24 protein-coding genes, 2 pseudogenes, 1 CRISPR repeat array and 2 riboswitches (1 of these 29 only partly in view) are annotated in these 23,273 nt (G+C 68.6%); of the genes and pseudogenes, 11 read left to right on the plus strand and 15 right to left on the minus strand.

Translation table 11 applies throughout. The features are described 5' to 3' along the window. A CRISPR array of direct repeats spans positions 1–582; the repeat unit is 36 nt; unit sequence GTTGCACGAGATGCTTCCCCGTAAGGGGATTGCGAC (it extends 133 nt beyond the left edge of the window). Positions 583–612: 30 nt separating this feature from the next. Genes cas2 through BS74_RS05335 form a run of 3 tightly spaced genes read left to right on the plus strand, consistent with a single transcriptional unit; the run spans position 613 to position 2,152 of the window. After that, positions 613–882, plus strand: a complete 270-nt coding sequence (gene cas2 / locus BS74_RS05325; protein ID WP_038056713.1) for a CRISPR-associated endonuclease Cas2 — start codon at positions 613–615, stop codon at positions 880–882. Between the two features lie 59 nt (positions 883–941). Continuing rightward, positions 942–1,439, plus strand: a complete 498-nt coding sequence (locus BS74_RS05330; protein ID WP_038056715.1) for a SixA phosphatase family protein — start codon at positions 942–944, stop codon at positions 1,437–1,439. After that, positions 1,436–2,152 (plus strand): CHAD domain-containing protein, encoded by a 717-nt coding sequence (locus BS74_RS05335; RefSeq protein ID WP_038056717.1) that lies wholly within the window; start codon positions 1,436–1,438, stop codon positions 2,150–2,152. The genes BS74_RS05330 and BS74_RS05335 overlap by 4 nt, the downstream gene beginning before the upstream one ends. Before the next feature lie 82 nt (positions 2,153–2,234). Here the strand turns inward: BS74_RS05335 and BS74_RS05340 are convergent, their stop codons facing one another. Then, positions 2,235–2,951, minus strand: a complete 717-nt coding sequence (locus BS74_RS05340) for a glycosyltransferase family 2 protein (protein ID WP_038056719.1) — start codon at positions 2,949–2,951, stop codon at positions 2,235–2,237. Further along, complete coding sequence (gene surE / locus BS74_RS05345) at positions 2,944–3,678, minus strand: 5'/3'-nucleotidase SurE (protein ID WP_038056721.1); 735 nt, start codon at positions 3,676–3,678, stop codon at positions 2,944–2,946. Before surE ends, BS74_RS05340 begins: the two co-directional genes overlap by 8 nt. 83 nt (positions 3,679–3,761) lie before the next feature. Here surE and BS74_RS05350 point away from each other — a divergent pair, with 83 nt between their 5' ends. Then, complete coding sequence (locus BS74_RS05350) at positions 3,762–5,075, plus strand: pyruvate kinase (RefSeq protein ID WP_081914562.1); 1,314 nt, start codon at positions 3,762–3,764, stop codon at positions 5,073–5,075. Between the two features lie 136 nt (positions 5,076–5,211). Here BS74_RS05350 and sat read toward each other — a convergent pair whose 3' ends face one another. The 11 genes and pseudogenes from sat to BS74_RS05400 all read right to left on the minus strand — a co-directional run bounded on the left by sat (position 5,212) and on the right by BS74_RS05400 (position 15,978). Next, positions 5,212–6,261, minus strand: coding sequence for a sulfate adenylyltransferase (gene sat / locus BS74_RS05355; protein WP_038056723.1), 1,050 nt, complete (start codon positions 6,259–6,261; stop codon positions 5,212–5,214). Then, positions 6,258–6,986 carry a uroporphyrinogen-III C-methyltransferase gene (gene cobA, locus BS74_RS05360; RefSeq protein ID WP_038056724.1) on the minus strand — a complete coding sequence of 243 codons (729 nt, stop codon included), beginning with the start codon at positions 6,984–6,986 and terminating at the stop codon, positions 6,258–6,260. Before cobA ends, sat begins: the two co-directional genes overlap by 4 nt. After that, the gene (locus BS74_RS05365; protein WP_038056726.1) at positions 6,979–7,719 is read right to left on the minus strand and encodes a sulfite exporter TauE/SafE family protein; all 741 of its coding nucleotides are present in this window, start codon (positions 7,717–7,719) and stop codon (positions 6,979–6,981) included. The genes cobA and BS74_RS05365 overlap by 8 nt, the downstream gene beginning before the upstream one ends. Beyond that, positions 7,720–8,388: a phosphoadenylyl-sulfate reductase gene (locus BS74_RS05370; protein ID WP_038056727.1), complete on the minus strand. Its 669-nt coding sequence runs from the start codon at positions 8,386–8,388 to the stop codon at positions 7,720–7,722. It abuts the gene before it with no gap. Continuing rightward, a complete protein-coding gene (locus BS74_RS05375; RefSeq protein ID WP_038056729.1) occupies positions 8,376–9,035 on the minus strand; it encodes a precorrin-2 dehydrogenase/sirohydrochlorin ferrochelatase family protein in 660 nt (219 codons plus the stop codon). The genes BS74_RS05370 and BS74_RS05375 overlap by 13 nt, the downstream gene beginning before the upstream one ends. Continuing rightward, a complete protein-coding gene (locus BS74_RS05380; protein ID WP_038056731.1) occupies positions 9,032–9,790 on the minus strand; it encodes a uroporphyrinogen-III synthase in 759 nt (252 codons plus the stop codon). The genes BS74_RS05375 and BS74_RS05380 overlap by 4 nt, the downstream gene beginning before the upstream one ends. A 12-nt stretch (positions 9,791–9,802) precedes the next feature. Further along, the gene (locus BS74_RS12390; RefSeq protein WP_038058903.1) at positions 9,803–11,533 is read right to left on the minus strand and encodes a nitrite/sulfite reductase; all 1,731 of its coding nucleotides are present in this window, start codon (positions 11,531–11,533) and stop codon (positions 9,803–9,805) included. A 330-nt stretch (positions 11,534–11,863) separates the two neighbouring features. Then, positions 11,864–12,757, minus strand: a pseudogene (locus BS74_RS12395) (transposase); the annotation flags it as partial. Between the two features lie 195 nt (positions 12,758–12,952). Continuing rightward, positions 12,953–14,623: a ribonucleoside-diphosphate reductase subunit alpha gene (locus BS74_RS05390; protein WP_038056732.1), complete on the minus strand. Its 1,671-nt coding sequence runs from the start codon at positions 14,621–14,623 to the stop codon at positions 12,953–12,955. A 12-nt stretch (positions 14,624–14,635) separates the two neighbouring features. After that, positions 14,636–15,604 (minus strand): ribonucleotide-diphosphate reductase subunit beta, encoded by a 969-nt coding sequence (locus BS74_RS05395; protein WP_038056734.1) that lies wholly within the window; start codon positions 15,602–15,604, stop codon positions 14,636–14,638. Beyond that, positions 15,604–15,978: an acyl-CoA thioesterase gene (locus BS74_RS05400; RefSeq protein ID WP_038056738.1), complete on the minus strand. Its 375-nt coding sequence runs from the start codon at positions 15,976–15,978 to the stop codon at positions 15,604–15,606. The genes BS74_RS05395 and BS74_RS05400 overlap by 1 nt, the downstream gene beginning before the upstream one ends. Positions 15,979–16,147: 169 nt before the next feature. Next, positions 16,148–16,300, minus strand: a riboswitch (cobalamin riboswitch). A 254-nt stretch (positions 16,301–16,554) separates the two neighbouring features. Between BS74_RS05400 and BS74_RS05405 the strand changes: the two genes are divergently transcribed. The 7 genes and pseudogenes from BS74_RS05405 to thiC all read left to right on the plus strand — a co-directional run bounded on the left by BS74_RS05405 (position 16,555) and on the right by thiC (position 22,674). Further along, entirely contained in the window at positions 16,555–17,151 is a 597-nt protein-coding gene (locus tag BS74_RS05405) for a protoglobin domain-containing protein (RefSeq protein ID WP_038058906.1), read from the plus strand. 4 nt (positions 17,152–17,155) lie between these two features. Then, the gene (locus BS74_RS05410; RefSeq protein WP_185747702.1) at positions 17,156–18,472 is read left to right on the plus strand and encodes a cobyrinic acid a,c-diamide synthase CobB; all 1,317 of its coding nucleotides are present in this window, start codon (positions 17,156–17,158) and stop codon (positions 18,470–18,472) included. 158 nt (positions 18,473–18,630) lie between these two features. Then, positions 18,631–18,740, plus strand: a riboswitch (TPP riboswitch). A gap of 69 nt (positions 18,741–18,809) precedes the next feature. Then, positions 18,810–19,430 (plus strand): thiamine phosphate synthase, encoded by a 621-nt coding sequence (gene thiE / locus BS74_RS05415; protein WP_038056739.1) that lies wholly within the window; start codon positions 18,810–18,812, stop codon positions 19,428–19,430. Next, positions 19,417–19,611 (plus strand): sulfur carrier protein ThiS, encoded by a 195-nt coding sequence (gene thiS / locus BS74_RS05420; protein WP_038056741.1) that lies wholly within the window; start codon positions 19,417–19,419, stop codon positions 19,609–19,611. The genes thiE and thiS overlap by 14 nt, the downstream gene beginning before the upstream one ends. Then, positions 19,612–20,397 carry a thiazole synthase gene (locus tag BS74_RS05425; protein ID WP_038056743.1) on the plus strand — a complete coding sequence of 262 codons (786 nt, stop codon included), beginning with the start codon at positions 19,612–19,614 and terminating at the stop codon, positions 20,395–20,397. It abuts the gene before it with no gap. Continuing rightward, positions 20,394–21,346: pseudogene (locus BS74_RS05430) on the plus strand (NAD(P)/FAD-dependent oxidoreductase). The gene BS74_RS05425 and the pseudogene BS74_RS05430 overlap by 4 nt, the downstream one beginning before the upstream one ends. Beyond that, on the plus strand, positions 21,343–22,674 hold the full coding sequence (gene thiC / locus BS74_RS05435) for a phosphomethylpyrimidine synthase ThiC (RefSeq protein WP_038056744.1): 1,332 nt from the start codon (positions 21,343–21,345) through the stop codon (positions 22,672–22,674). Before BS74_RS05430 ends, thiC begins: the two are co-directional and overlap by 4 nt. Here thiC and BS74_RS05440 read toward each other — a convergent pair. Both BS74_RS05440 and BS74_RS05445 read right to left on the minus strand, forming a co-directional pair. Continuing rightward, complete coding sequence (locus tag BS74_RS05440; protein ID WP_038056745.1) at positions 22,671–23,057, minus strand: type II toxin-antitoxin system death-on-curing family toxin; 387 nt, start codon at positions 23,055–23,057, stop codon at positions 22,671–22,673. The genes thiC and BS74_RS05440 overlap by 4 nt on opposite strands. Then, entirely contained in the window at positions 23,050–23,271 is a 222-nt protein-coding gene (locus tag BS74_RS05445; protein ID WP_038056747.1) for a hypothetical protein, read from the minus strand. The genes BS74_RS05440 and BS74_RS05445 overlap by 8 nt, the downstream gene beginning before the upstream one ends. Positions 23,272–23,273 lie beyond the last annotated feature (2 nt).

The following is a 23,273-nucleotide window of genomic DNA, read 5'->3' on the forward strand; positions in this document are numbered from 1 at the left end:
CGGCCTTATCAAGGGGTTGCACGAGATGCTTCCCCGTAAGGGGATTGCGACAGTACCTCACGCCGAAAGGCGTCAAGGGTCTATCACCTCCAGTTGCACGAGATGCTTCCCCGTAAGGGGATTGCGACAGGTCTTCCTTATCCATAACCCTACCCCCATGCACCCAGTTGCACGAGATGCTTCCCCGTAAGGGGATTGCGACTTGAGGGCGTGGTTTGTCGCTTGCGCCCACTTGCGCCCCCCGTGTTGCACGAGATGCTTCCCCGTAAGGGGATTGCGACGCGTACACAAACGCCCAGCCGGTATTTGTGGCGCCCCCGGTTGCACGAGATGCTTCCCCGTAAGGGGATTGCGACGCCATATAGTAGGCCCATTTTGGGATCACCGCCCCCGAGCGTTGCACGAGATGCTTCCCCGTAAGGGGATTGCGACTTTATGCGGTAAATATTAGCCCTCCCAGTCCGCCGCCAGTTGCACGAGATGCTTCCCCGTAAGGGGATTGCGACCTGTCCAGCCATGCCCAGATTTCCAGCTCCCTGGCTTTTTGTTGCACGAGATGCTTCCCCGTAAGGGGATTGCAGCCCAGGCCGTTGGCCTGGGTATTTTGTTTTTATGAAGCGCCTTTATGCGATTGCCTACGATATACCGGACGATAACCGTCGGGTGAAGGTGGCCAATCTCCTCAAGAGTTATGGGGAGCGGGTGCAGCTTTCCGTGTTTGAGTGCTATTTGGACGAAGACCTCCTCAACGATCTCCGGGCCCGGGCCAGAAGGGTTCTGGACCTAACCCAAGATGCCCTGCGCATCTACCCCGTGGGGGGTGAGGTGCACGTCCTGGGCGTGGGGCGGGTTTCGGAGGTGGAGGGGTTTGCGGTGCTCTAGTGCGGGCCAAAGGGTTGCGGCATGGGGGGTTTAGGGCACCCGGGGCCTATAATGTGTCCATGGAGCTATTCCTGGTGCGCCATGCCCTGGCCCTCCCCCCGGAGGGGGAAGGGGAGGAGGCGGACGACCGGCGCCCCTTGGCCCCCAAGGGGGTCCGGTGGTTCCGCAAGGTGGTGCGGGGCCTGGAGAGCCTTGGGGTGGCCCTGGACCTCATCCTCACCAGCCCCAAGAGGCGGGCCTTGGAGACCGCCGAGCTTTTGGCGGACCTCCTGGAGGGGGAGACCCGGGTGACCCCCCACCTGGCGGCCCCTCCCTCCGAGGCCCTGCTGGCGGAGATCCCCCGGGAGGGCCGGGTGGCCCTGGTGGGGCATGAGCCTTACCTCACGGAGCTCCTGGCCTGGCTCCTCCTTGGGGACTTCCTGGGGGCCTCGGCCCGGGGGGGCCTCGAGGGGCGCTTCCTCCTCAAGAAGGGCGGGGTGGCCTGGCTGGAAGGGGAGCCCCGGCCCGGGGGCATGGTCCTCCTGGCCCTCCTGCCCCCCCGGGTCTTCCGGATATGAAAGGCCCCGCGGCCTGGGTGGAGCACCTCCGGGCCCACATCCCCCTGGCCCTCTCCGGGGAGGACCTCGAGGGGGTCCACCAGGTGCGGGTGGCGGGGAGGCGGCTTAGGGTCTACCTGGACCTCCTGGGCTGGCGGGTGCTGCGGGACGACCTCCGCCGCCTGGTGCGGGGGGCGGGGCGGGTGCGGGACCTGGAGGTGGCCTTGGCGGGTCCCTGGGCCCTTCCCCCGGGCTTCCGCCGCTTCCTGGAAGGGGAGCTCCGCCTGGCCCGGGAGGCCCTTCCCTCCCTTTTGGCCTCCCCTTGGACGGGGGCCCTCCTTCGCGCCCTGGCGGTCCTCCCGCCCCTGGAGGAGGGGCGGGCCCGCCAGGCCTTGGGAAGGCTTACGGCTAAGGCCGAGCGCCGCTTTGAGGCCCTGGCCCGCCATCCTTCCCTCGAGGCCCTCCACGCCTACCGCCGGGCCCTCAGGCGGGTGCGCTACGCCAAGGAGTTCCTGGGGCTTTCCAGCAAGCGGGAGAAGGCCTTGCAGGAGGTCTTGGGGGGGCTGCAAGACCTGGAGGTCCTCCTGGGGCTTCTTGCGGCCTACCTCCTCCAGGCCACGGACGGGGAGGCCCTGGCCTTCCGGGAGGTCCTCCTGGCCGAGCGGGGAAGGGGCCTGGCCGAGGCGCTTCCCCGCCTTGGCCTAAGGGCCGGTGCCTGGGGGTGGCCTCAATAGCTGGGAAAAAAGCCAGATCCCAAGCCCTTTTGGGCCCCCCTCGTGGCGCATGCCAGGACGGGGTCTTGGCCTTGGGCCAGGGTTAGGGGAGGGGGCCACCTTGTAGGGCCAGCTGGAGGTGGTCCTTGAGGGGTATGGGCCCTAAGCCGTGCTTGGCCCGCAGGCGCTCCAGGTATAGGGCCCGTTCCTCCCGCCTGTTCCCGTGGCTGGCGTTTTTCCCGTGCACCCGCACCCCCACCCCCCGGCCCTTCAGGTAGCGGAAGGGGAGCCCTGCCCGGTAGACCCGAAGCCAGAGGTCCCAGTCCCAGTAGTCCCCCATGGCGGGGTCCAGCCCGCCCAGCTCCCAAAGGGCCTTCTTCCGGAGGGCCGTCCCCGAGGCCAGGAGGCGGTTGTCCTTTAGAAGCCAAGGCCCCACCTCCCCTGGGGCAAAGGGGATCTCCCCGGCCTCCAGGAGGAGGACCCCCTCCCCGTAGGCTACCCCTGCCCCTTGGGCCAGGGCCCGCCAGGCCCGGTGCAGGTAGGCGGGGTCCAGGAGGAGGTCGTCGTCGTCCAGGAAGAGGACCGCCTCCCCCTGGGCCACCCCCAGGGCGGTGAGCCGGGCCTCCACCTGCCCCCGGCCCCCGTTCCATAGGCCCCGCACCCGGGGTTCCGCCAGGGCCCGCACCACCTCCAGCCCCTCGCCCTCGCCATCCTCCACCACCACCGCCTCCCAGTGGCGGAAGGTCTGGGCCTGGAGGGACAAAAGGGCCTCCCGCAGCATCCCCGGGCGGCCCTTGGTGGGGATGAGGACGCTAATCATGGGCCAGGGCGGGTTGGAGCCTGGCCTCGTCGGTCAGGTCCAGGCGCAAGGGGGTGGCGGCGATGAAGCCGTGCTCCACCGCCCAGCGGTCCGTACCCTCCTCCGCCTCCCGGACCGGCTTGGCGGCGAACCAGAAGAGGGGCCGGCCCATGGGGTCCTCTCCCGGCACCACCAGCCCCTCGTAGGCGCGCACGGACTGCCGGGTCCAGAGGAAGCCCTTGGGCCTGTGGGGCAGGTTTACGTTCACCAAAAAGGGCCTTTCCAGGCGCAGGAGGGTTTCCAGGGTGCGCACCAGCCAGGGCTTGAGGTGGCCAAAGTCGGGGGTGGCCCCGTTCAGGGGCACGCTGAAGGCGGCGGCGGGGAGGCCGAAAAGCCTTCCCTGCTTGGCCGCGGCCACGGTGCCCGAGTGCCAGATCTCGTGGCCCAGGTTGCTCCCCAGGTTCACCCCGGAGAGGACCAGGTCCACGGGCCCGAAGAGGTGGAGGCCCAGGGCCACGCAGTCCGCGGGGGTGCCCCGCACCCGGTAGGCGGGGAAGTGGGGGCCGGGCAGGGGGGAGGGGTGGGGGTAGGCCCGCACGGGGTGGGCGATGGTGATGGCGTGGCCGGTGGCGCTCTGCTCCGCCTCCGGGGCGGCCACGAACACCTCCCCAAAGTGGCTGGCCGCCTCCGCCAGGGCCCAAAGGCCAGGGCTATAGATGCCGTCGTCGTTGGTCACCAGGATCCTCATGGCTTGAGCGTAAGGCCTGGTTGTCAGGGGAGGGTCAGGGGCCCTTGACAGGATTCTGACCTAGGGGCGGGAAGCTGGACCTGATGGATGCCCTTGGCCTCTTGGCGGAGGTTCGGGCCCTGCGGCGGCGGGAACTCAGGCCCCTGCAGCGGGCCCTGATGGCCCATGGCCTCTCCTCCTTGGGGCGGCTGGAGAGCCGGGTGGCGGAGACCCTCCAGGCCCTGGAGCACGCCCTGGCCTCCCTGGTGGGGGAGGCACCCTACCCCGGGGGGCAGGACCCGGAGGCCTTCTTCGCGGGGGAGAGGCTTCTGGAGGTGCGGACCGAGGCCCTCTTCGGCCCTTCCCGCCCCGGGCGCACGGTGCGGGTCCTGGTCACCCTGCCGGTGGAGATGGCCTCTCCCGAGGGCATCCTGGCCCTCCACCGGGCGGGGATGGACGCGGTGCGGCTCAACCTGGGCAAGCTCCCCGGGGAGGCCTGGCCCTCCCTTCTGGGGGCCCTGCGGGAGGCCGGGGAGGCCCTGGGCCGCCCCCTGCCCCTCCTCCTGGACCTCGAGGGGCCCAGGCTCCGGGCCGTGGTCCGGGAGCCGGCCCGGGTGCGGACGGGGGACCTCCTGGCCCTGGAGCTCGGGGGCGAGGCCCCTCCCGGGCTACCTGCCCTCGCCCCCGACCGCCCCGGGCTGCTTGCCCTCCGGGAGGGGGACCGCCTTTCCCTGGACGAGGGGCGGCTGGTGGCGGAGGTCCTGGAGGCAGCCCCTTTCGGCTTCCTCCTGCGGGCGGCCTACGCCCCGCCCAAGGGCTTCAAGCTGAAGACGGGCCGGGCCCTGAACGCCCCCCTGGCTCCCGGGACCCCCTACCTGGGGGTGCGGGACCTGCGGGTGCTGGCCCTGGCCCAGGAGGTGGGGGCCCTGGTGGGCCTCTCCTTCGTGCGTACCCAGGAGGACCTGGCCTCCCTCCCCCAAGGGCTTGCGGGGGTGGTGCTGAAGCTGGAGGCCCGGGAGGCTGTGGCCAACCTCCCCGCCCTCCTGGCCGCCGCCTTCCGCTTCCCCACCGCGGCCATGATCGCCCGGGGGGACCTGGGGGTGGAGCTCGGCCCCGAGCGGGCGGCGGAGGTGGGGGAGGAGCTCCTTTGGCTCCTGGAGGCGGCCCACACCCCCGCGGTCTGGGCCACCCACGTGCTGGACCGCCTGGTGCGGAAGGGCACCCCCAGCCGGGCGGAGCTGGCGGATGCGGTGATGGGGGCCCGGGCGGAGGTGGTGATGCTCAACCAAGGCCCCTTCCTCCAGCAAGCGGTGGGCCTCCTGGACGGCATCCTGCGCCGCATGGAGGCCCACCAGCACAAGAAGACTCCCCGGCTGCGGGCCCTGCACTCCTGGCCCTTGCCGGGGGAGGGGGATTAAGCGCCCCTTGCGCCTGGTGGAGGGGGCGGGGCTACGGGAGCGCTGCGAGAGGTGGGAAGCGTTTGGGGAGGGGGGTGGGGCAAGGTCTACGCGGGGGTACTTGGCCCCCCAGCGGGGTGCCCCCAGGCGCCGGCCCTCAGGCGCCCTCGAGGAGCAGGGGAATCAGCTCGGGGCGCACCAGCTCGGGGGGCGGCGCCTTGCCCTCCCGCAGGAGGGAGCGCACCTTGGTCATGCTGATGGAGGTCCGCCCCCCTTGGTGGTGGGGAGGGCAGGTCCTTTCCGAGGCGATGCCGCCGCAGAGGGCGCAGTGGAAGACCGCCCCCACCTTCACAATCTCTATGCCCAGGGGTGGAAGGGCGTCAAAGATGCGGTGGGCGGCGTAAGGGTCGTAGAACTCCCCCACGCCCGCGTGGTCCCGGCCCACCAGGAAGTGGGTGGCCCCGAAGTTCTTGCGCACCAGGGCGTGGAAGACCGCCTCCCGGGGCCCGGCGTAGCGCATGGGGGTGGCCAAGCCCAGGAGGGCCACCCGGTCTTGGGGCAAAAACCCTTCAATGAGGGCCCGGTAGGCCTTCACGATGACCTCCGTGGGGAAATCGTCCTCCTTTTTGGCCCCCAGGATGGGGTGGACCAGGACCCCGTCCGCCAGCTCCAACCCTAGCCGGATCAGGTACTCGTGGGCCCGGTGGGGGGCGTTGCGGGTCTGGAAGGCCACCACCCTCCGCCACCCCCTTTGCCGGAAGAGGGCCCGCACCTCCTCGGGGGTCTTTTCCAAGGCCCCTCGAGGCCTCCACCTCAGGACCTCCACCCTCCCCCCTAGGGCGTAGGTCCCCTTGGCGTAGAACCGCCTAACCCCCGGGTGCGCCTCGCTTTCCGTGCCAAAGACCTGGCGGGCCAAGTCCCTAAGGTCTAGCTCGTAGGCGTCCTCCACCTGGAGGACGGCCACCGCCTCGCCCCCATAGGTCAAGGCCACCTGGTCCCCCTTGCCCACCCGGGGCCTTTCCCGGAGCTGAAGCAGGATGGGCAGGGTCCAGACCTCTCCCGTGGGGAGCCGCATCTCGTAGGCCACGGATAGGGCTTCCTCCCGGGTCATAAACCCCCTTAGGGGATGGAAGGCCCCCGTGGCCAGGTTCTCCAGGTCTAGCCTCTCGTCCTCACCAATGGGGATCTGGCGTAGGGTTTCCCTCATCGCAGGACCTCCTCGAGGGTCCAAGCCCTTGCGCTTCTTGCCTCCGAAAGGACCTCCACCACCTTCCCGATCACCCAGACCGCGGGGGCGGCCACCTCCACCCTTCCTTCCGCCACCTCCCCCAGGCGGGCCTTCACCCGGCGCTCCTCGGGGGAGGTGGCCCTTTCCACGAACAGGCTGGGTTCCTCGGGGTGCCTCCCAAGGCGCAGGAGCTCCTGAGCGATCCAGGCCCTGCGCTTCACCCCCATGAGGACCACCAGGGTGGGCGCCTTGGCGTAAGGGCTGAGGTCTGGGTAGCCCCCGTTTTCCAGGACCCCAGCCACCACGGCGAAGCCGGAGCTTAGGCCGCGGTGGGTGAGGGGGAGCCCCGTGGCCAGGAAGCTGCTCACCCCGGGTACCACCTCCACCTCCACCCCGTGGGCGGCCAGAAAGAGGGCCTCCTCGCCCCCTCTGCCGAAGACGCAGGGATCCCCACCCTTGAGCCGGACCACGAAGGGGTAGGCCCGGGCGTAGCGGAGCAACAGGCGGTGGATCGCCTCCTGCTTCCCGCTTTCCCCTTCTTCCTTGCCCACGTCCACCCTTTTCCCCCTTATGAGGGAGAGGACCCGTTCGTCCACCAGCCGGTCGTGGAGGACCACGGGGGCCTCCCTCAGGAGCCGGTGGGCCCTAAGGGTGAGGAGGTCGGGGTCCCCGGGCCCTGCCCCCACCAGGAAGACCCTACCCATGGGCCACCCCCCGGTAGACCAGCTGTGCCCCGAGGAAGAGGAGCCAAAGGAGCAGGGCCAGCCGCAGGGGCTTCTTGGGCATCCGGGTGGCCAAAAGGGCCCCCAGGGCGGCGCCCAGCACCCCCCCGGTGCTCAGAGGGATGAGCAGGTCGGGCTCCACCTGGCCAAAATAGAGGTGCACCCCACCCCCCAGGAGGGCCAGGGCTAGGCCGAAGAGGATGTCCGTCCCCACCACCCGTTGCGGGGAGAGGCGGGTGGCGTGGAGGAGGAGCAGGGTGCCCAAGGCCCCGGCCCCGGCGGAGGAGAACCCCACCTCGAGGCCAATCCCGAAGGCGGCGGGCGGCAGCACCTGGGGCCGGTCCTGGCCCTGGGGAGCCCCCTTTAGGCTCCGGCAGAGGCCGAGCCCCGCCGACAGGACCACGGTGCACCCCACCAGGAGGAGGACCAGGTCCTTTGCCCCCTTGAGGTGGGCCAGGATGAGGCTTCCCAACAAGACCCCGGGTATCCCCCCAAGGAGCAGGCGGCCCAAGGGGGTCCAGGCCACCTGTCCCCGGAGAAGGTAGACCGTGGCGGCGGGGAGCTTCACCAAAAAGCCAAAGAGGAGGGCGGTGCCCACGGCCGCCTCCGGGGGCAGGCCCAGGGCCAGGATGAGGAGGGGGGCGGTCACGGTGCCGGCCCCCACCCCGGTGACGCCGATGGCAAAGGCGATGAGAAAGCCCAAAAGAAAGGCCATCTACTCCCCCTTTTCGTGCAGGTGGATGCCGCACTCCAGCTTGCCCTTGCCCGCCCAGCGGCCAGAACGGGGGTCCTTGGGGTCCAGGGGCTTGGCGGTGCAGGGCGCGCAGCCGATGGAGAGGTAACCCTGATCATATAGGGGCAGGTAGGGAAGGTCGGCCACGGCCAAGTAGGCGAAGACCTCCTTGAGGCTCCAGTCGTAAAGGGGGTTCACCTTTCGCAGCCGGTGGCCGCTTTGCAGGATGGCCTCCTCCACGGGCTTCAGGTTGGCCCGGGTGGGGGACTGTTCCCGCCTGAGCCCGGTGAACCAGGTGTCGTAGCCCTCCAGCGCCCGGAAGAGGGGCTCCACCTTTCGCATCTGGCAACAGCGGGTGGGGTCGGTCTCGTAGAGCTTCCCGTAAAGGCGTTCCTGGTCCTCCTTGGAAAGGCTTGGGGTGAGGTTGAGGAGCTGGAAGCCCAGTCTTTCCCTCAGGGCGTCCCGGTAGGCGTAGACCTCGGGGAAGTGGTAGCCGGTGTCCAGGAAGAGGACGGGGATATCGGGCCTCTCCTCCAGGAGGAGGTGGAGCACCGCCACGTCCTCCGCCTGGAAACTGCACGTGAAGCATGGCTTTTGGCTCCCCGCCAACGCTTCCCGGATGAGGGCCTTGGCGCTTTTCACCTTATCCATGGCGCAACCTCCCTCAGCGCTTCCTCTACCCGTTCTTGGGCTTTGGCCAGACCTCCTTCTGGATCCCGGTCCAGTTCCTCCAAGGCCAGATCCACCAGCCGGTACCAAAGCCGCCTGCGCTCCTCAAAGCTAGGGATCGCCGCCACCTTGGGCCTTAAGGCGCGCAGATAGGCCACCAGCTCCCCGTACTCTGGGCCCAGGAGGTGTTGCAAACGCTCCTTCAGCCGCACCGCCAAGGCGGGGGCGGCGCCAGAGGTGGAAAGGGCCAGCACCAGCTCTCCCCTGCGCACCACCGCGGGGAGGATGGCGGTGGCGTTTTCCGGGTCGTCCACGGCCACCAGAAACACCCTTCGCCTCTCCGCCTCCGCCCTCACCTGGGGATGGATGGCCTTGTCCCGGGGGTGGCTCACCACCAGGTAAAAGCCCTCCAGGTCCCCTTCCCGGTAGCCCCGGGGAATGAGGCGGATCCGGCCCTCCGCGGCAAGGTCCGCCAGGCGCCAGCGGTCCGCGTCCCTTGCTTCCGCCAGGACCGTCACCTTGGCCTGGGCCTCGAGGAGGGCCCCGAGTTTGGCCCCCGTTTCCGGCCCGCCGGCGATGAGCAGGACGGGCCTATCCCGTAGGTCCAGCATGAGGGGAAAGTAGGTCATACCTCCTCCCGGCACAGGCGTAAGAACCCCTGGAGCATGCTTCCCAACCGCTCCCCTTCGTCCACGTAAAAGGGCCTCACCCCCCACTCCCTGAGGGCATCGGCGGTAACCCGGCCCACGGCCAGGGCTTTGACCCCGTTCTGGAAGGCCCGCCTCAGCTCCGCGGGGTCCTGGGCCCCTTCAAACAGGAACTCCACCTGGATGGCGGCCACAAAGGCCACCGCCTCCACCTGGCCGCAAAGGATGGCCTCCTCCAGGAGGCGGATGCCGCCGGGATCCGGCAGGTGCCGGTAGGGCATCAGGGGAAGGACCTCGTACCCCCTTGCCTCCAAGGCCTGCTGGAGAAGGGGCAGGGGTTTGCCGTAAAGCTGGAGGGCCGCCACCCCTGGCCCTTGGGGCAGGAGGGGCAGGAGGCTTGGCGTGGTGCCGTCCCCCACCCCATGGGGAGGCAGGCCGAACTCCCTCAGGGCCCGGGCGGCCTTGGCCCCTCGGGCCAGGCGCAGGGCCTTCCCGAGTCCCTCCCTCAGGTCCATTTCCAGGGCCCGCCCCCCCTCCATCAGCTCCTTGACCCCTACCCCTGTGGTGGCCACGAAGAGGTCTACCCCTTCCCCTAGCCGCCGCAGGTGGTCCTGGTATTCGGGGACGGGCACCTTTTCCGTGGCCTGGACCGGGTAGAGAAGGGGAGTAAAGCCCAGTTTTTCCGCCAGGGCTTTGAACGCCTCCTTCCTCCTGAGCCCGGCATAGGCGATGCGCATTCCTAACCCCCCTTACCCCGCGCACTCTCCCCGGCCCAGCCGCACTTGGAAGGCCTCCCCTTCCGCCCCCAGGTCCTGGTAGTACTCCGGGGCCTCCTCGTAGGGAGGAACGGTTTGGAGATCCTCAAGAAGGGGCTTGAAGGAGGTAACCCCCACCCGTTCCAAAAAGGTTTGGAAGCCTTCCCCGTTTTGCCGTTCTTCCTGGTAGCGCCTTAGGATCCTCTCCACCGCCTCGGGGACGCGCCGGGCGGGGATCCGGGCCACCACTTGGCCGAAGCGGGCCTCCCCCTCCCGTGTCCCCCCACCCAGGAGCAGGGTGTAGTGGGGCACCTCCCGTTCCCCCACCTTGCGGCTCGCCCCGTAGAAGCCAATGTCCGCGATGTGATGTTGGCCGCAGGAGTTGGGGCAACCGGAGATCTTGAGGCTGATGGGCCGCACCCTGGGGTCTTGGACCAGGGGAAGAGCTTGGAGGTGCGCCTCCAGGGCCCGGGCCAACCCTCGGGAGTGGGTGATGGCCAGGTTGCAGGTGTCGGCCCCCGGGCAACGGGTGATGTCCAGGAGGGTGTGGGCCTGGGGATGGGCCAGGCCCGCCTGGAGCAGGGCCTCGTAAAGCCCGCCCAAGGCCTCCTCGGGCACGAAGCGAAGGAGGAGGTTTTGGCTGATGGCGCTCCTCACCTCCCCAGCGTAGGCCTCGGCGATCTCTGCCAGGGCCCTAAGCCCTTCCGGGGTGATGTCCCCCAGGGGCAGGCGCACCGTCACGGTGAAGTACCCCGCCTGCTTCTGGCGGAAGAGATTGGTCCGGCGCCACTCGTCAAACCCCGGGGCGAAGGAGAAGGGTTTCCTCGGAGGGGAGGGGAGGCGTGGGGGAGGGGGGTCCTGGGGAGGTTGCCAGGCCCTTAGGTCCTCCCCGCTGGCGGTGAGCTTCACGATGCGCCTTTCCTCCCGCACCGCCTCGCGGAAGGCGGCGATCCCCCACTTCCTTACCAGGAACTTGAGCCGGGCCTGGGTGAGCACCTTGCGGTTGCCGTAGCGGTCAAAGAGGCGGAGGACCGCCAGGATGGTGGGGAGGAGGTCTTCCTCGGGGGTGAAGGGTTCCAGGAGTTCGGCGCTCATGGGAGCGGCCCCTAGGCCGCCGCCCACATAGATGCGGAAGCCCCTTTGGCCCCCTTCCAGGGCCGCCACCGCTCCGATGTCGTGGATGGGGGTGCGGGCGTGGTCGGTGGCGCACCCCTCAAAGGCGATCTTGAACTTGCGGGGCAGGTTTTGCCCCACCGGGTGGCGGAGGAAGTAGCGGTAGGTGGCCTCGGCGTAAGGGGTCACGTCAAAGGGCTCCTCAGGGGAGACGCCGGCGTAGGGGCAGCAGGTGATGGCCCGGATGGAGTGGCCGCAGGCCTCGCGGGTGGTGAGGCCCACTTGGTTCACCGCCCGCAGGACCTCGGGCAGGTGCCGACGGTGGACGTGGTGGAGCTGGACCGCCTGGCGGGTGGTCACGTGGGCCAGCCGGTTTTCCGCGTACCGTTCGGCCACGTCCGCCAGGACCCTTAGCGCCTCGGGGCTGACCCGCCCCACGGGAAGCTTGATGCGGACCATGTGGTGCTCTGGCCTGCCCCGGATGCCGTAGATGCCGTTTTTTAGGCGGTAGATCCGGAAGTCCTCGAGGTCCGCCTCCCCCGCCTCGAGGCGGGCGATCATGGCCTCCAGATGCTGGATTTCCGCCGTGGCCTCCGCGCTAAGCCCTGCCATTTGGCCTCCTTTCCCCCCTCCCGGGGTTACCCGGTACGATATACCATTTAGCCTATGAAAGTCAAGGGTATACGGACTGAGCTCTCCCTCTAAGTTCGGACATCCCCTGCCTCCTGGGGAAGAGGGGGAAGGGGGAACAGCCTGTGCCACCATAGCTCCAAGGCCCGGCGCAGGATCTCCTCCCATTCCCCACGGGAGAAACGCACAGGACCCCTCAAGAGGATAAAGAGCCCCGAGTATACCCCCCACTTCCGCCTTCCCCTCGGCCCCCCCTTTCAGGCGCCTCCGCGCCTCCTCCCCCACCAAAAGCCCCACCGCGTAGGCCAAAGCCACCAGGGCCAGGGTCTTCTCCATCGCCTCCCACCCCTTGCTCATCACCCCAGAAAACCCCATGTGCCCCTTCAGGTCCCTGAACCCCTCCTCAATCTTCATCCGCTCCTCGTATACCCGGAGAAGCTCCTCAGGAGGCAGGTTCCCCATCACCCAAAGCGCCTCCCGCATCCCCTCCCGCCACACCCCCACCAGGTTCACCTCCACCTCCCCCCGGTACCTCACCCCCTCGTACCTCACCTCCCGCCCGCGGTCCACCCAGGGCACCAACCGCTCCCCTCTCCACTCCAGCCTCGGCCTCGTCCCCAGGTTCAGCCGCACCGCATACCTCACCCCCGCCCGCCCCAGCACCTCCAGCCACCCCGCAAAGGAAAACTCCCGGTCAAACACCCACACCGTCCCCTCCTCCACGTACCCCCGCACCGCCTCCACCAAATCCTCCCAGGTCCGGTTCCTCCCCTCCGGCTTCCCCTCCCAGTAGCTCCCCACGTACACCGGCACCGCCCGGCCCTCGTGGGGTTGGGCTACCACCACCGCCCAAAAGCCCAAGGTCTTGCCGTCGGAAAGCCGGCCCACGTAGGGGGTCCTTCTCGCCTGGGGACGGGGCACCTCCGTGGGGTCCACCAGGAGGAAGGGGGTCTTGGGGTCCAGCAGGCGCAGGAGGTAGCGCTGGGGTTCCAGGAGGGGAAGGAGTCGGTCAATGGCCTTGTAGTTGGCCTCCTCCGTGGCCTCCTGGCGGTAGGCCCTGGCCCAATCGCTCTTGCGGGCAGAGCCTGAGGCCAGGATGGCCCAGAGCAGGCGGGCTATCTTCTCCTCGTGGCGCTCCAGCCAGGCGTCCAGCAAAGGGCTCACAAAGGGCCGTAGAGCCTCCGGTCCAAAGGGTAAGCTCCTCATACCAACCCCATTCTGTCTGAACTCAAAGGGGGAGCTCAGTATACGGACCCGCCCAAAGGGCCGCCCCGTGCCCCTTACGCCCCAGGGGCAGGTTTGGGCGGCGATGCCCAGGGATTAACCCCTATGGGTAGGAGAAAAAGCGATGCTTAGGGCCTTTTTCTGGTCCCCCTCGTGGCCCAAGCCACGGCGGGGTGCTTAGCTCTCGCAGGCCCGGCAGGAGAGGAGGAGGTCCCGGCTGTAGGCCTGGGCGGCGCTGGTGCTGAACTGGTAGTAAAGGGCCTTCAGGCCGCTCCGCCAGGCGTGCAGGTAGAGCTCGTTCACATCCTTGGGCGGGGCCTCGGGGTGGATCACCAGGTTAAGGGACTGGCCTTGATCGATGTGCTTCTGCCTCCCCGCCGCAAGGTTCACCAGGGTTTTCTGGGACACTTCGGCGAAGGTCTTAAATACGTCCTTCTCTTCGTCTGTGAGGAAGTCCAGGTGTTGCACGGAGCCGTTGTGCTCCAAGATGCTTCGCCAAACCTTTTCCTCATCCTTACCCTTTTCCCTCAGGAGCTCCTCCAGGAAGGGGTTCTTGAAGGGCACCCTGGCCTTTTGTAGGTCCTTCAGGTAGTAGTTGCTGGTGTAGGGCTCGATGGAAGGGGAGACCTGGCCCAGGATGAAGGAGCTACTCTTGGTGGGGGCGATGGCCAAAAGGGTGGCGTTCCGGCGCTCCATAACCTCCGCCAGCTCGTCCTCGGGGTGGCGGGCCCGGAGCCAGCGGCTGGCCTCCTCCGCCTTTTCCCGGATGGTCTTGAAGATAAGGTTGTTGAGGTGGATGGCCTCCGGGCTCTCCAGGGGGATCCCCTTGGACTGGAGGTAGCTGTGCCAGCCCAGGACGCCGATGCCGATGGCCCGGTAGCGCCGGGTGAAGCGCACCGCCCGCTCCATGTAGGGGATGCCCTCCGCCTTCAGGAGGAAGTCGTCCAGCACCGAGTCCAAAAAGACAGTTAGGGTCTCCACTGCATCCGTGTCCTTCCACTCGTCGAAGTGGAGGAGGTTCAGGGAGGAGAGGCAGCAGACGAAGCTTTCCTCCGGATCCGAAGGGAGCATGATCTCGGTGCACAGGTTGGAGGCGTGGATGGTCTTGCCGAGCTTTTTGAAGATCTCGGGGGCCTGGCGGTTGGCGTTGTCCCGGAAGAAGAGGTAGGGGATCCCCACCTCGGCCCGGCTCTTGAGCACTTTGGCCCACCGCTCCCGCTTTTCCCGGTCCCCAGCGATCATGGCCTCCAGCCAGGCGTCCCCCACCGTTACCCCCCAGAACAGGGACTGGATCTCGCTTCCTTCCCGCTGGATCCTGAGCCACTCCTCCAGGTCGGGGTGCTCGATGGGGAGGTAGGCGGCGCACTGGCCCCGCCGGGTGGAGCCCTGGTTAAAGACCTCGATCACCCGGTCAAAGAGGGAGGCGAAGGCATAGGAGCCGTTGCTCTCCCCGTTGTCCCGTATGGGGGCTCCCCTGGGGCGGAGGGTACCCAGGTAGACGGAGGTGCCCCCGCCCTGCTTGCTCATCATGCCGATCTCCGCCACCGCCCTCAGGATGGAGGCGGTGTCGTCCTCCACGTAGGTGCCGTAGCAGGAGATGGGAAGCCCCCGCCTGAGGCCGTAGTTGGCCCAGATGGGGGTGGCCAGGGAGTACCAACCCCGGGCCATGTACTCCTGGAACTTCTGGGAGAAGCCCGGGATACCCGTGAGCCTTTCCGCGTGGTCGGCGATCTCTTTCACCCGCTCCTCCACCGTTACCCCAGGGAGGAGGTAGCCCCGGCTCATGTAGCGCCGGGTCCACTCGTTGGCCCAGTACCAGGGCCGGTATTCTCGCTTCGTGCGCGTCATCTCCTTCCTCTCTCAAAAAAGGCTTTCCGGGTCGTAACCCTGCACCCTGCGGGCGTAGGCCACGCTCCGCTTGTTGAAGAAGTCCACCTCCTTGTCGGCCAAAAGCTCCAGGTCAAACCACTCCGTGTCCCCTAAGAACTCCTCCCGAACGGAAAAGGGGGTGGGGAGGTCGTGGAGGGAGAGCACCTGGTTGTAGCGCCTTTTTAGGAACTCCAGGACCTCTTCCCCCCGCACCGCCTCCGCATCCCCCTGGGCAAAGATCCAGTCCAGGAGGGCTTCTTCCGAGCGGAAGAAGGCGTGCACCCTTTGCAAAACCTCCTCGGAAAAGGAGGCGTCAAAGAGGTCGGGCCTTTCCTCCTTAAGGATCCGGAGGAGCTCCACCCCGAAAAGCCCGTGCACGTTTTCCTCCTTGCTGGTGGCCTCGATGGCGTTGGAGATGCCCTTGAAGCGCCCAAGGCGCTTGTTCAGGGCCATAAGGGTGTAGAACTGGGAGAACAAGGAGGCGTGCTCGGTAAAGGTGGAGAAAAGGAGGAGGGCTAGGGCGTAGTCCCTAAGGGTTCCCCCCCGGGAAACCTCCAACACCGAGGCCAGCTGGCGGTGCCGCTCCCTTAAGGGAGGTTCCTCCAGGGCCTGGGCGAAGAGGGGGTTCAGGCCTAGGAGGTCCAGAAGGTGGGCGTAGGCGTTGGCGTGGCGCACCTCGCTCTCGGCGAAGGTCATGCCCACCTCCGCCACCTCGGGCTTGGGGAAAACCTCGTAGGCCCGGGCCCAGAAGAGCTTCACGGAAAGCTCCACCTGGGCGATGGCCACCAGGGCCCGGCGCACTAGGGAGCGTTCCTCCTCCCCCACCAGGGCGTAGTCCTGCAGGTCGGAGGCAAAGCTGAACTCCGTGTGGAGCCAGTAGCTGTGGCGGATGGCGTCGCGAAACCGCAAGAGGTTTGGGTACTCGTAGGGGCGGTAGTGGGGCCTGGGGTGCGTGAGCATCATCCCTCCAAAGGGGGCACGGGCACGGGCCGCCCGTCCTCGTCCACCGCCACCAGGACGAAGCCCCCCTTGGCCGCCAGGTAGGGCTCCTTACCCGGCTCCAGGGGCTCCACCCACATCTCCACCGCCACCCGCATGGAGGTGCGGCCCACCTCCACCACCCAGGCCTTGAGCTCCACGATGGCCCCCAGGGGCACTGGGCGTTTGAAGTCCACCGCGTCGGAGTGCACCGTGACCACCTTGCGCTTGGCGTGGCGGGTAGCCGCTACGAAGGCTGCCTGGTCCATCCAGGCCAAAGCAGTTCCACCGAATAGGGTTCCGTAGTGGTTGGTCTCCCCGGGGAAGACCGTATACACCATGCGCGTTTCCCGCATGAAAACCTCCCAGATCCCTCTTTGGAGGGAAGAAACCTACCTTCCACCCAGTAGGGGCGGATTCCTCCAGCCGCCTCACCTCAAGGCCTTCGCAGGCCTTTGCGTTTTAGGGGGATTAAGGCTCTAGGGTCCCACAGGCATCACCACCTTCACCCTTGCCTCGAGGGCTACGGGGCAGGACCGCGAAGCGGGTACTCGGGCTTCCGGACAGGGCCGGTTACCGTTGCGGGACAGCGCCGGACTTTCACCGGACTTCCCCCACCGCCCCAGGGGCGTCCAGGCCTGTCGGCCTGGCATCGCGGCCAGGACACCCTAAGTATTGGGCATCCTGGCCGCAAGGCTACCATATCTTGCTTCCCCAAGTCAATGCCGGTTGCCCCCCGGGGCCCCAAGGGGACGCACGGGGAACCCCTCCCCCGGGGTTTGGGTATAGGCCCAAGCGCCCCACGGCGGCTTGCGCCACGAGGGGGCCCCAGAAAGGCCTTGGACATCGCTTTTCCTTCCCGGTGGGTGGGGTCTTCTCGGGGCAACGCCCAAGCCCCGGCCCTTGGGGCATGGGGTAGTATGGTCCCCGGGATGGAGAAGAACCTCGGCCGCTTCTATGCCCTGGCCCAGGAGTTCTGGTCCCAGCTTCCCCCCCAGGCCCGCTTCCGTCCCCTCGAGGACGCCAAGGTCTTTGCCCGCCACAAGGAGCTCATGAAGGGATGGGTGACGGAGCTGGTGCCGGGCTTCTACGACACCCTCTTCGCCCACCCCGCCACCCGGGCCGTCTTCCGGGAAGGGGAAAGGCCCCAAAGGGAGAAGACCCTGAGGGACTGGTACCTGCGCACGGTGGAGGGCCCCTTCAACGGCCAGTACTTCGCCTGGCAGACCCTGGTGGGCCTGGTGCACGTGCGCCGGGGGGTGACCAACGCCATGATGGCCGCCATGTGGAACTGGCTGGTGGAGAGCGTCTCCCGCCTAGCCCGGGAGCGCCTTCCCGGGGAGGAGGCCCAGGCCCTGGCCGACGCCTGGCGCCGGCTTGGCTTCACCGTGATGGCCTTGATCTCCGAGGGCTACCTCCACGCCTACCTCGAGGCCCTGGCCCAGGCGGAAGGGGTGGAGGTGGGGGCCTTCCTGCAAAGGGCCCAAGAGGAGGCGGCCCGCCTCCTCAGAAGCCTCTCCCCAGGCTAGGGGCATGGTGCGGCTCTCCCGGCTGGTCCTGGCCGCCCCCCACTCGGGAGCGGGGAAGACCACCTTGGCCCTGGCCCTGCTCCTGGCCTTGCGGGAGCGGGGCCTCAGGGTCCAGGCCTTCAAGGTGGGTCCGGACTATGTGGACCCCACCCATTTGGAGGCGGCCTCGGGGCGTAGGGTCTACAATCTGGACGGCTTTTTCTTGGAGGAAACCCGCCTTCTCTCCCTCTTCCAGCACGGGGCCCGCGGGGTGGACCTGGCCCTGGTGGAAGGGGTGATGGGCCTTTTTGACGGCAAGGACCCCCTGGGCCAGGTGGGTTCCACCGCCCAGGTGGCGAGGCTCCTGAAGGCCCCGGTGCTCCTGGTGGTGGATGCCTCCGCCATGGCGGGTTCCATCGCTCCCCTGGTGCAGGGCTTCCGCGCCTTTGACCCCAGGGTCCAGGTGGTGGGGGTCTTGGCCAACCGGGTGGCTTCGGAAAGGCATGCGGAGCTCCTGCGGGAGGCCCTCTCCCACGTGGGCCTGCCCCTCTTGGGCTGGCTGCCCCAGGACCCCGCCCTGGGGATTCCCGAGCGCCACCTGGGCCTGGTGCTGGCGGGGGAGGTGCGCCCGCCCCTTCAGGCCCTCCTCCGGGCCTTCCGGGTGGACCTGGAGGGGGTGTTGCGCCTGGCGGCGGTGGCCCCCTCCCTGCCTCAGGCTCCCCCCTTCCTCCCCCCAAGGGAGCCTCCCCGGGTGCGGGTGGCCTACGCCTGGGATAGGGCCTTCCGCTTCTACTACCCCGAGGGGCTGGAGCTCCTCGAGGCCCTGGGGGCCGAGCTCGTCCCCTTCAGCCCCCTTGAGGACGCGGTCCTGCCCCCCTCCCAGGCCCTCCTCCTGGGAGGGGGGTATCCGGAGCTCTTCGCCCGGGAGCTTGCGGAAAACCGGGCCATGAGGGAGGCCATCCGCCGCTTCCCCGGCCCCATCGTGGCCGAGTGCGGGGGGTACATGTACCTGGCAAGGGGGCTTTGGGTGGGGGAGGACTTCTTCCCCATGGTGGGCCTGGTTCCCGCGGAGGCCCGCATGGGGGAGAGGCCCATCCTGGGCTACCGGGAGGTGGAGGCCTTGAGGGATAACCCGGTGGCCCAAAGGGGCGAGGTCTTCAAGGGGCACGAGTTCCACTACGCCCAAATGGAGCCTTCCCAAAGCCCCGCCTGGCGGCGGGTGGGGGGAGGGGAGGTGGAGGGCTACACGGATGGCCGCGTCCTGGGCAGCTTCGTCCACCTCTACCTGCCCGCCCGGCCGGAGGGGGCCAGGCGGCTCCTCGCCTGGGAGGGCCTCCCTTAGCTGGGGTTCTTTGCGGCGGATTTTCCCAAAGGGGGGTTTCGGTGCGGGCCGGGACCCCGGGCTTTCCCCCGCTCCCCCTGGACCCCAGCGCCCCCCGGTGGGGCCCTGGGGGAAGGTGTTCTGCGCCCTATTCTTCCCCCCTGATCTGCTATGCTGAGGGGGCAGGCTAGGGGTGCCCCAAGCGAGGGGCTGAGAGCTGGGTACCTCCCAGCAACCCTTGGAACCTGATCCGGGTAATGCCGGCGGAGGGAAGCCTATGCGGAAGCGCCCAAACCCCCAAAACCCAACCTTCCTCGGGCCGCAGGGCTTTGCCTTGCCGGCCTGAGGAGGTGAGACCTTGCGGGGAAGGCTCTATCTGGTGGTGACCCCCAGGCCCGGTTGGTCCACCCATGAGGTCCTGGACCGCACGGAGAGGGCCCTGGCGGGCGGGGTGGAGGTGTTGCAGCTTCGGGCCAAGGACTGGGAGGCGAGGCCCACCCTGGCCCTGGGGGAGAGGATGCTTTCCCTGGCCCGGCGCCACGGGGTGCCCTTTTTCCTCAACGACCGGCCCGACCTGGCGGCCCTTCTGGGGGCGGACGGGGTACACCTGGGCCAGAACGACCTCACCCCGGAGGAGGCCCGGCGCTTCTTCGGGGGGATGGTGGGCCGTTCCACCCATGCCCCGGAGCAGGCCCTGAGGGCCCTGGGGGAGGGGGCGGACTACCTTTCCATAGGCCCGGTGTGGGAGACCCCCACCAAGCCGGGCAGGCCGGCGGCGGGGCTGGGCTACGTGCGCTGGGCCGGGGAAAACCTGGGGGAGAAGCCCTGGTACGCCATCGGCGGGATCACCCTGGAGAACCTGGACGTGGTCTTGGAAGCCGGGGCCCGGCGGATCGTGGTGGTGCGGGCCATCCTGGACGCCCCCGACCCCGAGAAGGCGGCCCGGGCCTTTCGGGAGAGGCTTTATGGTGTGGCTTAACGGCGAGGCCAAGCCCCTGGAGGGGAGGACGCTTAGGGAGGTTCTGGAGGAGCTGGGGGTGGACCTTTCCCGGGTGGCCGTCCTCCTCAACGAGGAGGCCTACCCGGGGCGGGAGCTCCCCCACCGCGTCCTGAGGGAGGGGGACGTGGTGGAGGTGGTCACCCTCATGCAAGGAGGCTAGATGGACACCTGGAAGGTAGGGGACATAGAGCTTAGAAGCCGCCTCATCCTGGGCTCGGGCAAGTTCCGGGACTTCGGGGTGATGCGGGAGGCCATCCAGGCCGCGGGGGCGGAGGTGGTCACCGTGGCCATCCGCCGGGTGGAGGCCAGGATGCCCGGGCACGTGGGGCTTCTGGAGGCTTTGGAGGGGGTGAGGCTTCTCCCCAACACCGCCGGGGCCAGGACCGCGGAGGAGGCCCTAAGGATTGCCCGGCTGGGCCGGGCCCTCACCGGGGAGCGCTGGGTGAAGCTGGAGGTGATCCCCGACCCCACCTACCTGCTCCCCGACCCGGTGGAGACCCTGAGGGCGGCGGAGAGGCTTTTGCAGGAAGGCTTCGTGGTCCTCCCCTACATCGGCCCCGACCTGGTCCTGGCCCGGCGGCTTGCCGCCTTGGGCACGGCCACGGTGATGCCCCTGGCCGCCCCCATCGGTTCCGGCTGGGGGGTGAAGACCCGGGCCCTCCTGGAGCTCTTCGCCCGGGAGAGGGCCTCCTTGCCCCCGGTGGTGGTGGACGCGGGGCTCGGCCTTCCCTCCCATGCGGCGGAGGTGATGGAGATGGGCCTGGATGCCGTTTTGGTGAACACCGCCATCGCCGAGGCGGAGGATCCCGTGGCCATGGCGGAGGCCTTCCGCCTGGCGGTGGAGGCGGGGCGGAAGGCTCATCTGGCCGGCCCCATGCGGCCCCGGGAGGGGGCGAGCCCCAGCAGCCCCACCGAGGGGGTGCCCTTGGGAGGGGGGAGGGGATGAGGGCGGAGGCCATCGTGGTGGGGGCGGGGATCGTGGGGGCCCTGGCGGCCTACGAGCTCAGGAAGCGGGGCCTTTCCCTCCTCCTCCTGGACGCGGGCAAGGAGGGGGCGGCCACCCCCGCCAGCGCCGGGATGCTGGCCCCCTACCCGGAGGGGCTCACCGGGGAGGTCCTGGAGGCGGCCCTCTTCGGCCTGAGGTACTACCCGGGCCTTCTGCAGGAGCTCCGGGGCCTGGGCCTCGAGGTGGAGGCGGGCTTTGCCGGCACCCAGGTGGTGGCCCTTTCCCAAGGGGAGGCGGAGGCCTGGCACGCCCAGGAGGCCCTGCCCTACCCCGTGCGGGGGGGAAGGGGGGCGCGCACCTTCCCCGGGGGGTACGTCCACCCTGGGGCCCTACGGCAGGCCCTGCTGCGGGCTTTGGAGGCCATGGAAACCCCCCTCCTCCACGCGGAGGTGGAGGAGGTGAGGGAAGGGGAGGTGCGGGGAAGGTGGCGGGGTGCTCCCCCCGGGGAGCCCTTCGCCGCCCGGGCCCGTCACCTTCTCCTGGCTGTGGGCGCCTGGGGCGGCCGGTTCGGCCTTGGGGTGCGCCCCTTGAAGGGGGAGGCCTTGCTCCTGGAGGGGACGCCGCCCCCCATGCCCCTCTTCGCCGGGGACGGGTATCTGCTTCCCCGGGAGGGCGGGGTGTACGTGGGGCCACGGGGCGGGAGGGCTGGGCCCCGGGGGTGGACCTCCATGGGCTCAGGTGGCTTGCGGACTACGCCCACGAGCGCTTTCCCGGGCTGGAGGGAGCCCGGTTCCGGGGGGTCCTTTGGGGCTATCGGCCGGTGGGGGAGCTTTTCGTGGGGGAGGTGCAGAAGGGCGTCTATGCGGCGGTGGGGCACGGGAGGAACGGGGTCCTCCTGGCCCCTTGGACGGCGGCAAGGATTCTGGAACTCATGGGGGTAACGGCATGACCCAGCTGGAGGCAGCAAGAAAGGGTATCCTCACCGAGGAAATGGCCTATGTGGCGGAAAGGGAGGGGGTTTCCCCCGAGTTCGTGCGGGAGGGGGTGGCCGCGGGGCGGATCGTGATCCCCCGGAACCCCAACCACCGCACCCTTAAGGACTTCAAGGGGATCGGGGAGGGGCTTTCCGTGAAGGTGAACGCCAACCTGGGCACCTCCTACGACTACGTGGACCCCGAGGAGGAGGTGGAGAAGGCCCGGGTGGCCATCCGGTACGGGGCGGACACCATCATGGACCTCTCCACCGGGGGGGATCTTAGGGCGATACGGGAGCGGATCCTCGAGGTGGCCACGGTTCCCCTGGGCACCGTGCCCATCTACGAGGCGGAGTTCCGGGCCGCCAAGAGGAAGAGCTTCTTTGACCTGAGCGCGGACGAGCTCTTTGAGGTCATCGAGGAGCACGGAAGGCAGGGGGTGGACTACATCACCGTGCACGTGGGGGTCACCCTGAAGAACCTGGAGGTCTACCGGAACACCTCCCGCACCACGGGGATCGTGAGCCGGGGCGGGGGGCTTCTCGCCGCCTGGATGCTCCACCGGGGGGAGGAAAACCCCCTCTACGCCCGCTTTGACGACCTCCTGGAGATCGCCCGCACCTACGACATGACCCTCTCCCTGGGGGATGGCCTGAGGCCGGGGTCCTTGGCGGACAGCACCGACCGGGCCCAGATCGCCGAGCTCCTCACCATCGGGGAGCTGGTGGAAAGGGCGAGGCGGGCCGGGGTGCAGGCCATGGTGGAGGGGCCGGGCCACATCCCCCTGAACGAGGTGGCCACCAACGTCCAGATCCAGAAGAAGCTCACGGGGCATGCCCCCTTCTACATCCTGGGCATGCTCCCCGTGGACACCGCCGCGGGCTTTGACCACATCGCCGGGGCCATCGGCGGGGCCTTGGCGGGCTGGATGGGGGCGGACATGCTCTGCTACCTGACCCCAGCGGAGCACCTGGGCCTGCCCACCCCCGAGCACGTGCGGCAAGGGGTCATCGCCTTCAAGATCGCCGCCCACGCCGCGGACGTGGCCCGGGGGAACCCCAGGGCCCTGGAGAGGAACCGGCGCATGTCCGAGGCCCGCTACCGCCTGGACTGGGAGGGGCAGTTCGCCCTTTGCCTCTACCCCGAGGAGGCCCGCCGGCTCAAGGAGGAGCGGGGCTCCAAGACCAAGGCCTGCAGCATGTGCGGCCCCTTCTGCCCCATGAACCTGGTGGAGGCGGTCTTACGGGGCAAGGCCGGGATGAAACCTCAGGGTGCGCCTTTCGTCCACAACCCTGTGGGCTAGGGCGGGGGGTCAAGATGCCGACGGAAAGCTTCGGCCACGTCCCCCACCTCCAGATGGCACTGGGCGACCCCCAGCACCAGGGTGAAGGCTTCCTCGTCGCTAAGGGTAAGCCGGAAACCGTAAAGGCGCAGGTGGATATCGGCCACGGCGAAGGCCGTCCGCTTGTTGCCATCCACGAAAGGGTGGCCTTTGGCTATGCCGGTGAGGTAAGCTGCGGCCTTTTCCCAAGGGGTTGGGAAGCGTTCCCGCCCGGCGAAACCCGTCCAAGGGCGTTCCAAGGCAGCCTCAAGCCTGCCCAGATCCAATATCCCGGGGCTTCCCCCATAGCGGCGGAGAAGGTCCTCGTGGATGGCCAGGACCAAGGAGAGGGGAAGCTTAGGCATCCGCCAGGCGCCGGTAAAGCGCTTCGCGCTCCTCTAGGGACTGGAGGTAGGCCATCAAGGCCTTCAAGGTTTTTACGCCCGCCCCCGGCTCTGCCACCAGCAAGGTTCCTTCCCACCCCAGCACCTCCACCTCCTGGCCCGGCTTTAGGCCGGGGGCATGCCCCTCGAGGACCAAAGCCAAGCGCCCCTCCAGCTCCATCACCTTGGCGCGCATAT

Origin of the sequence: Thermus amyloliquefaciens, from assembly GCF_000744885.1 — a bacterium.
In the GTDB taxonomy this organism is placed as follows: Bacteria; Deinococcota; Deinococci; order Deinococcales; family Thermaceae; genus Thermus; species Thermus amyloliquefaciens.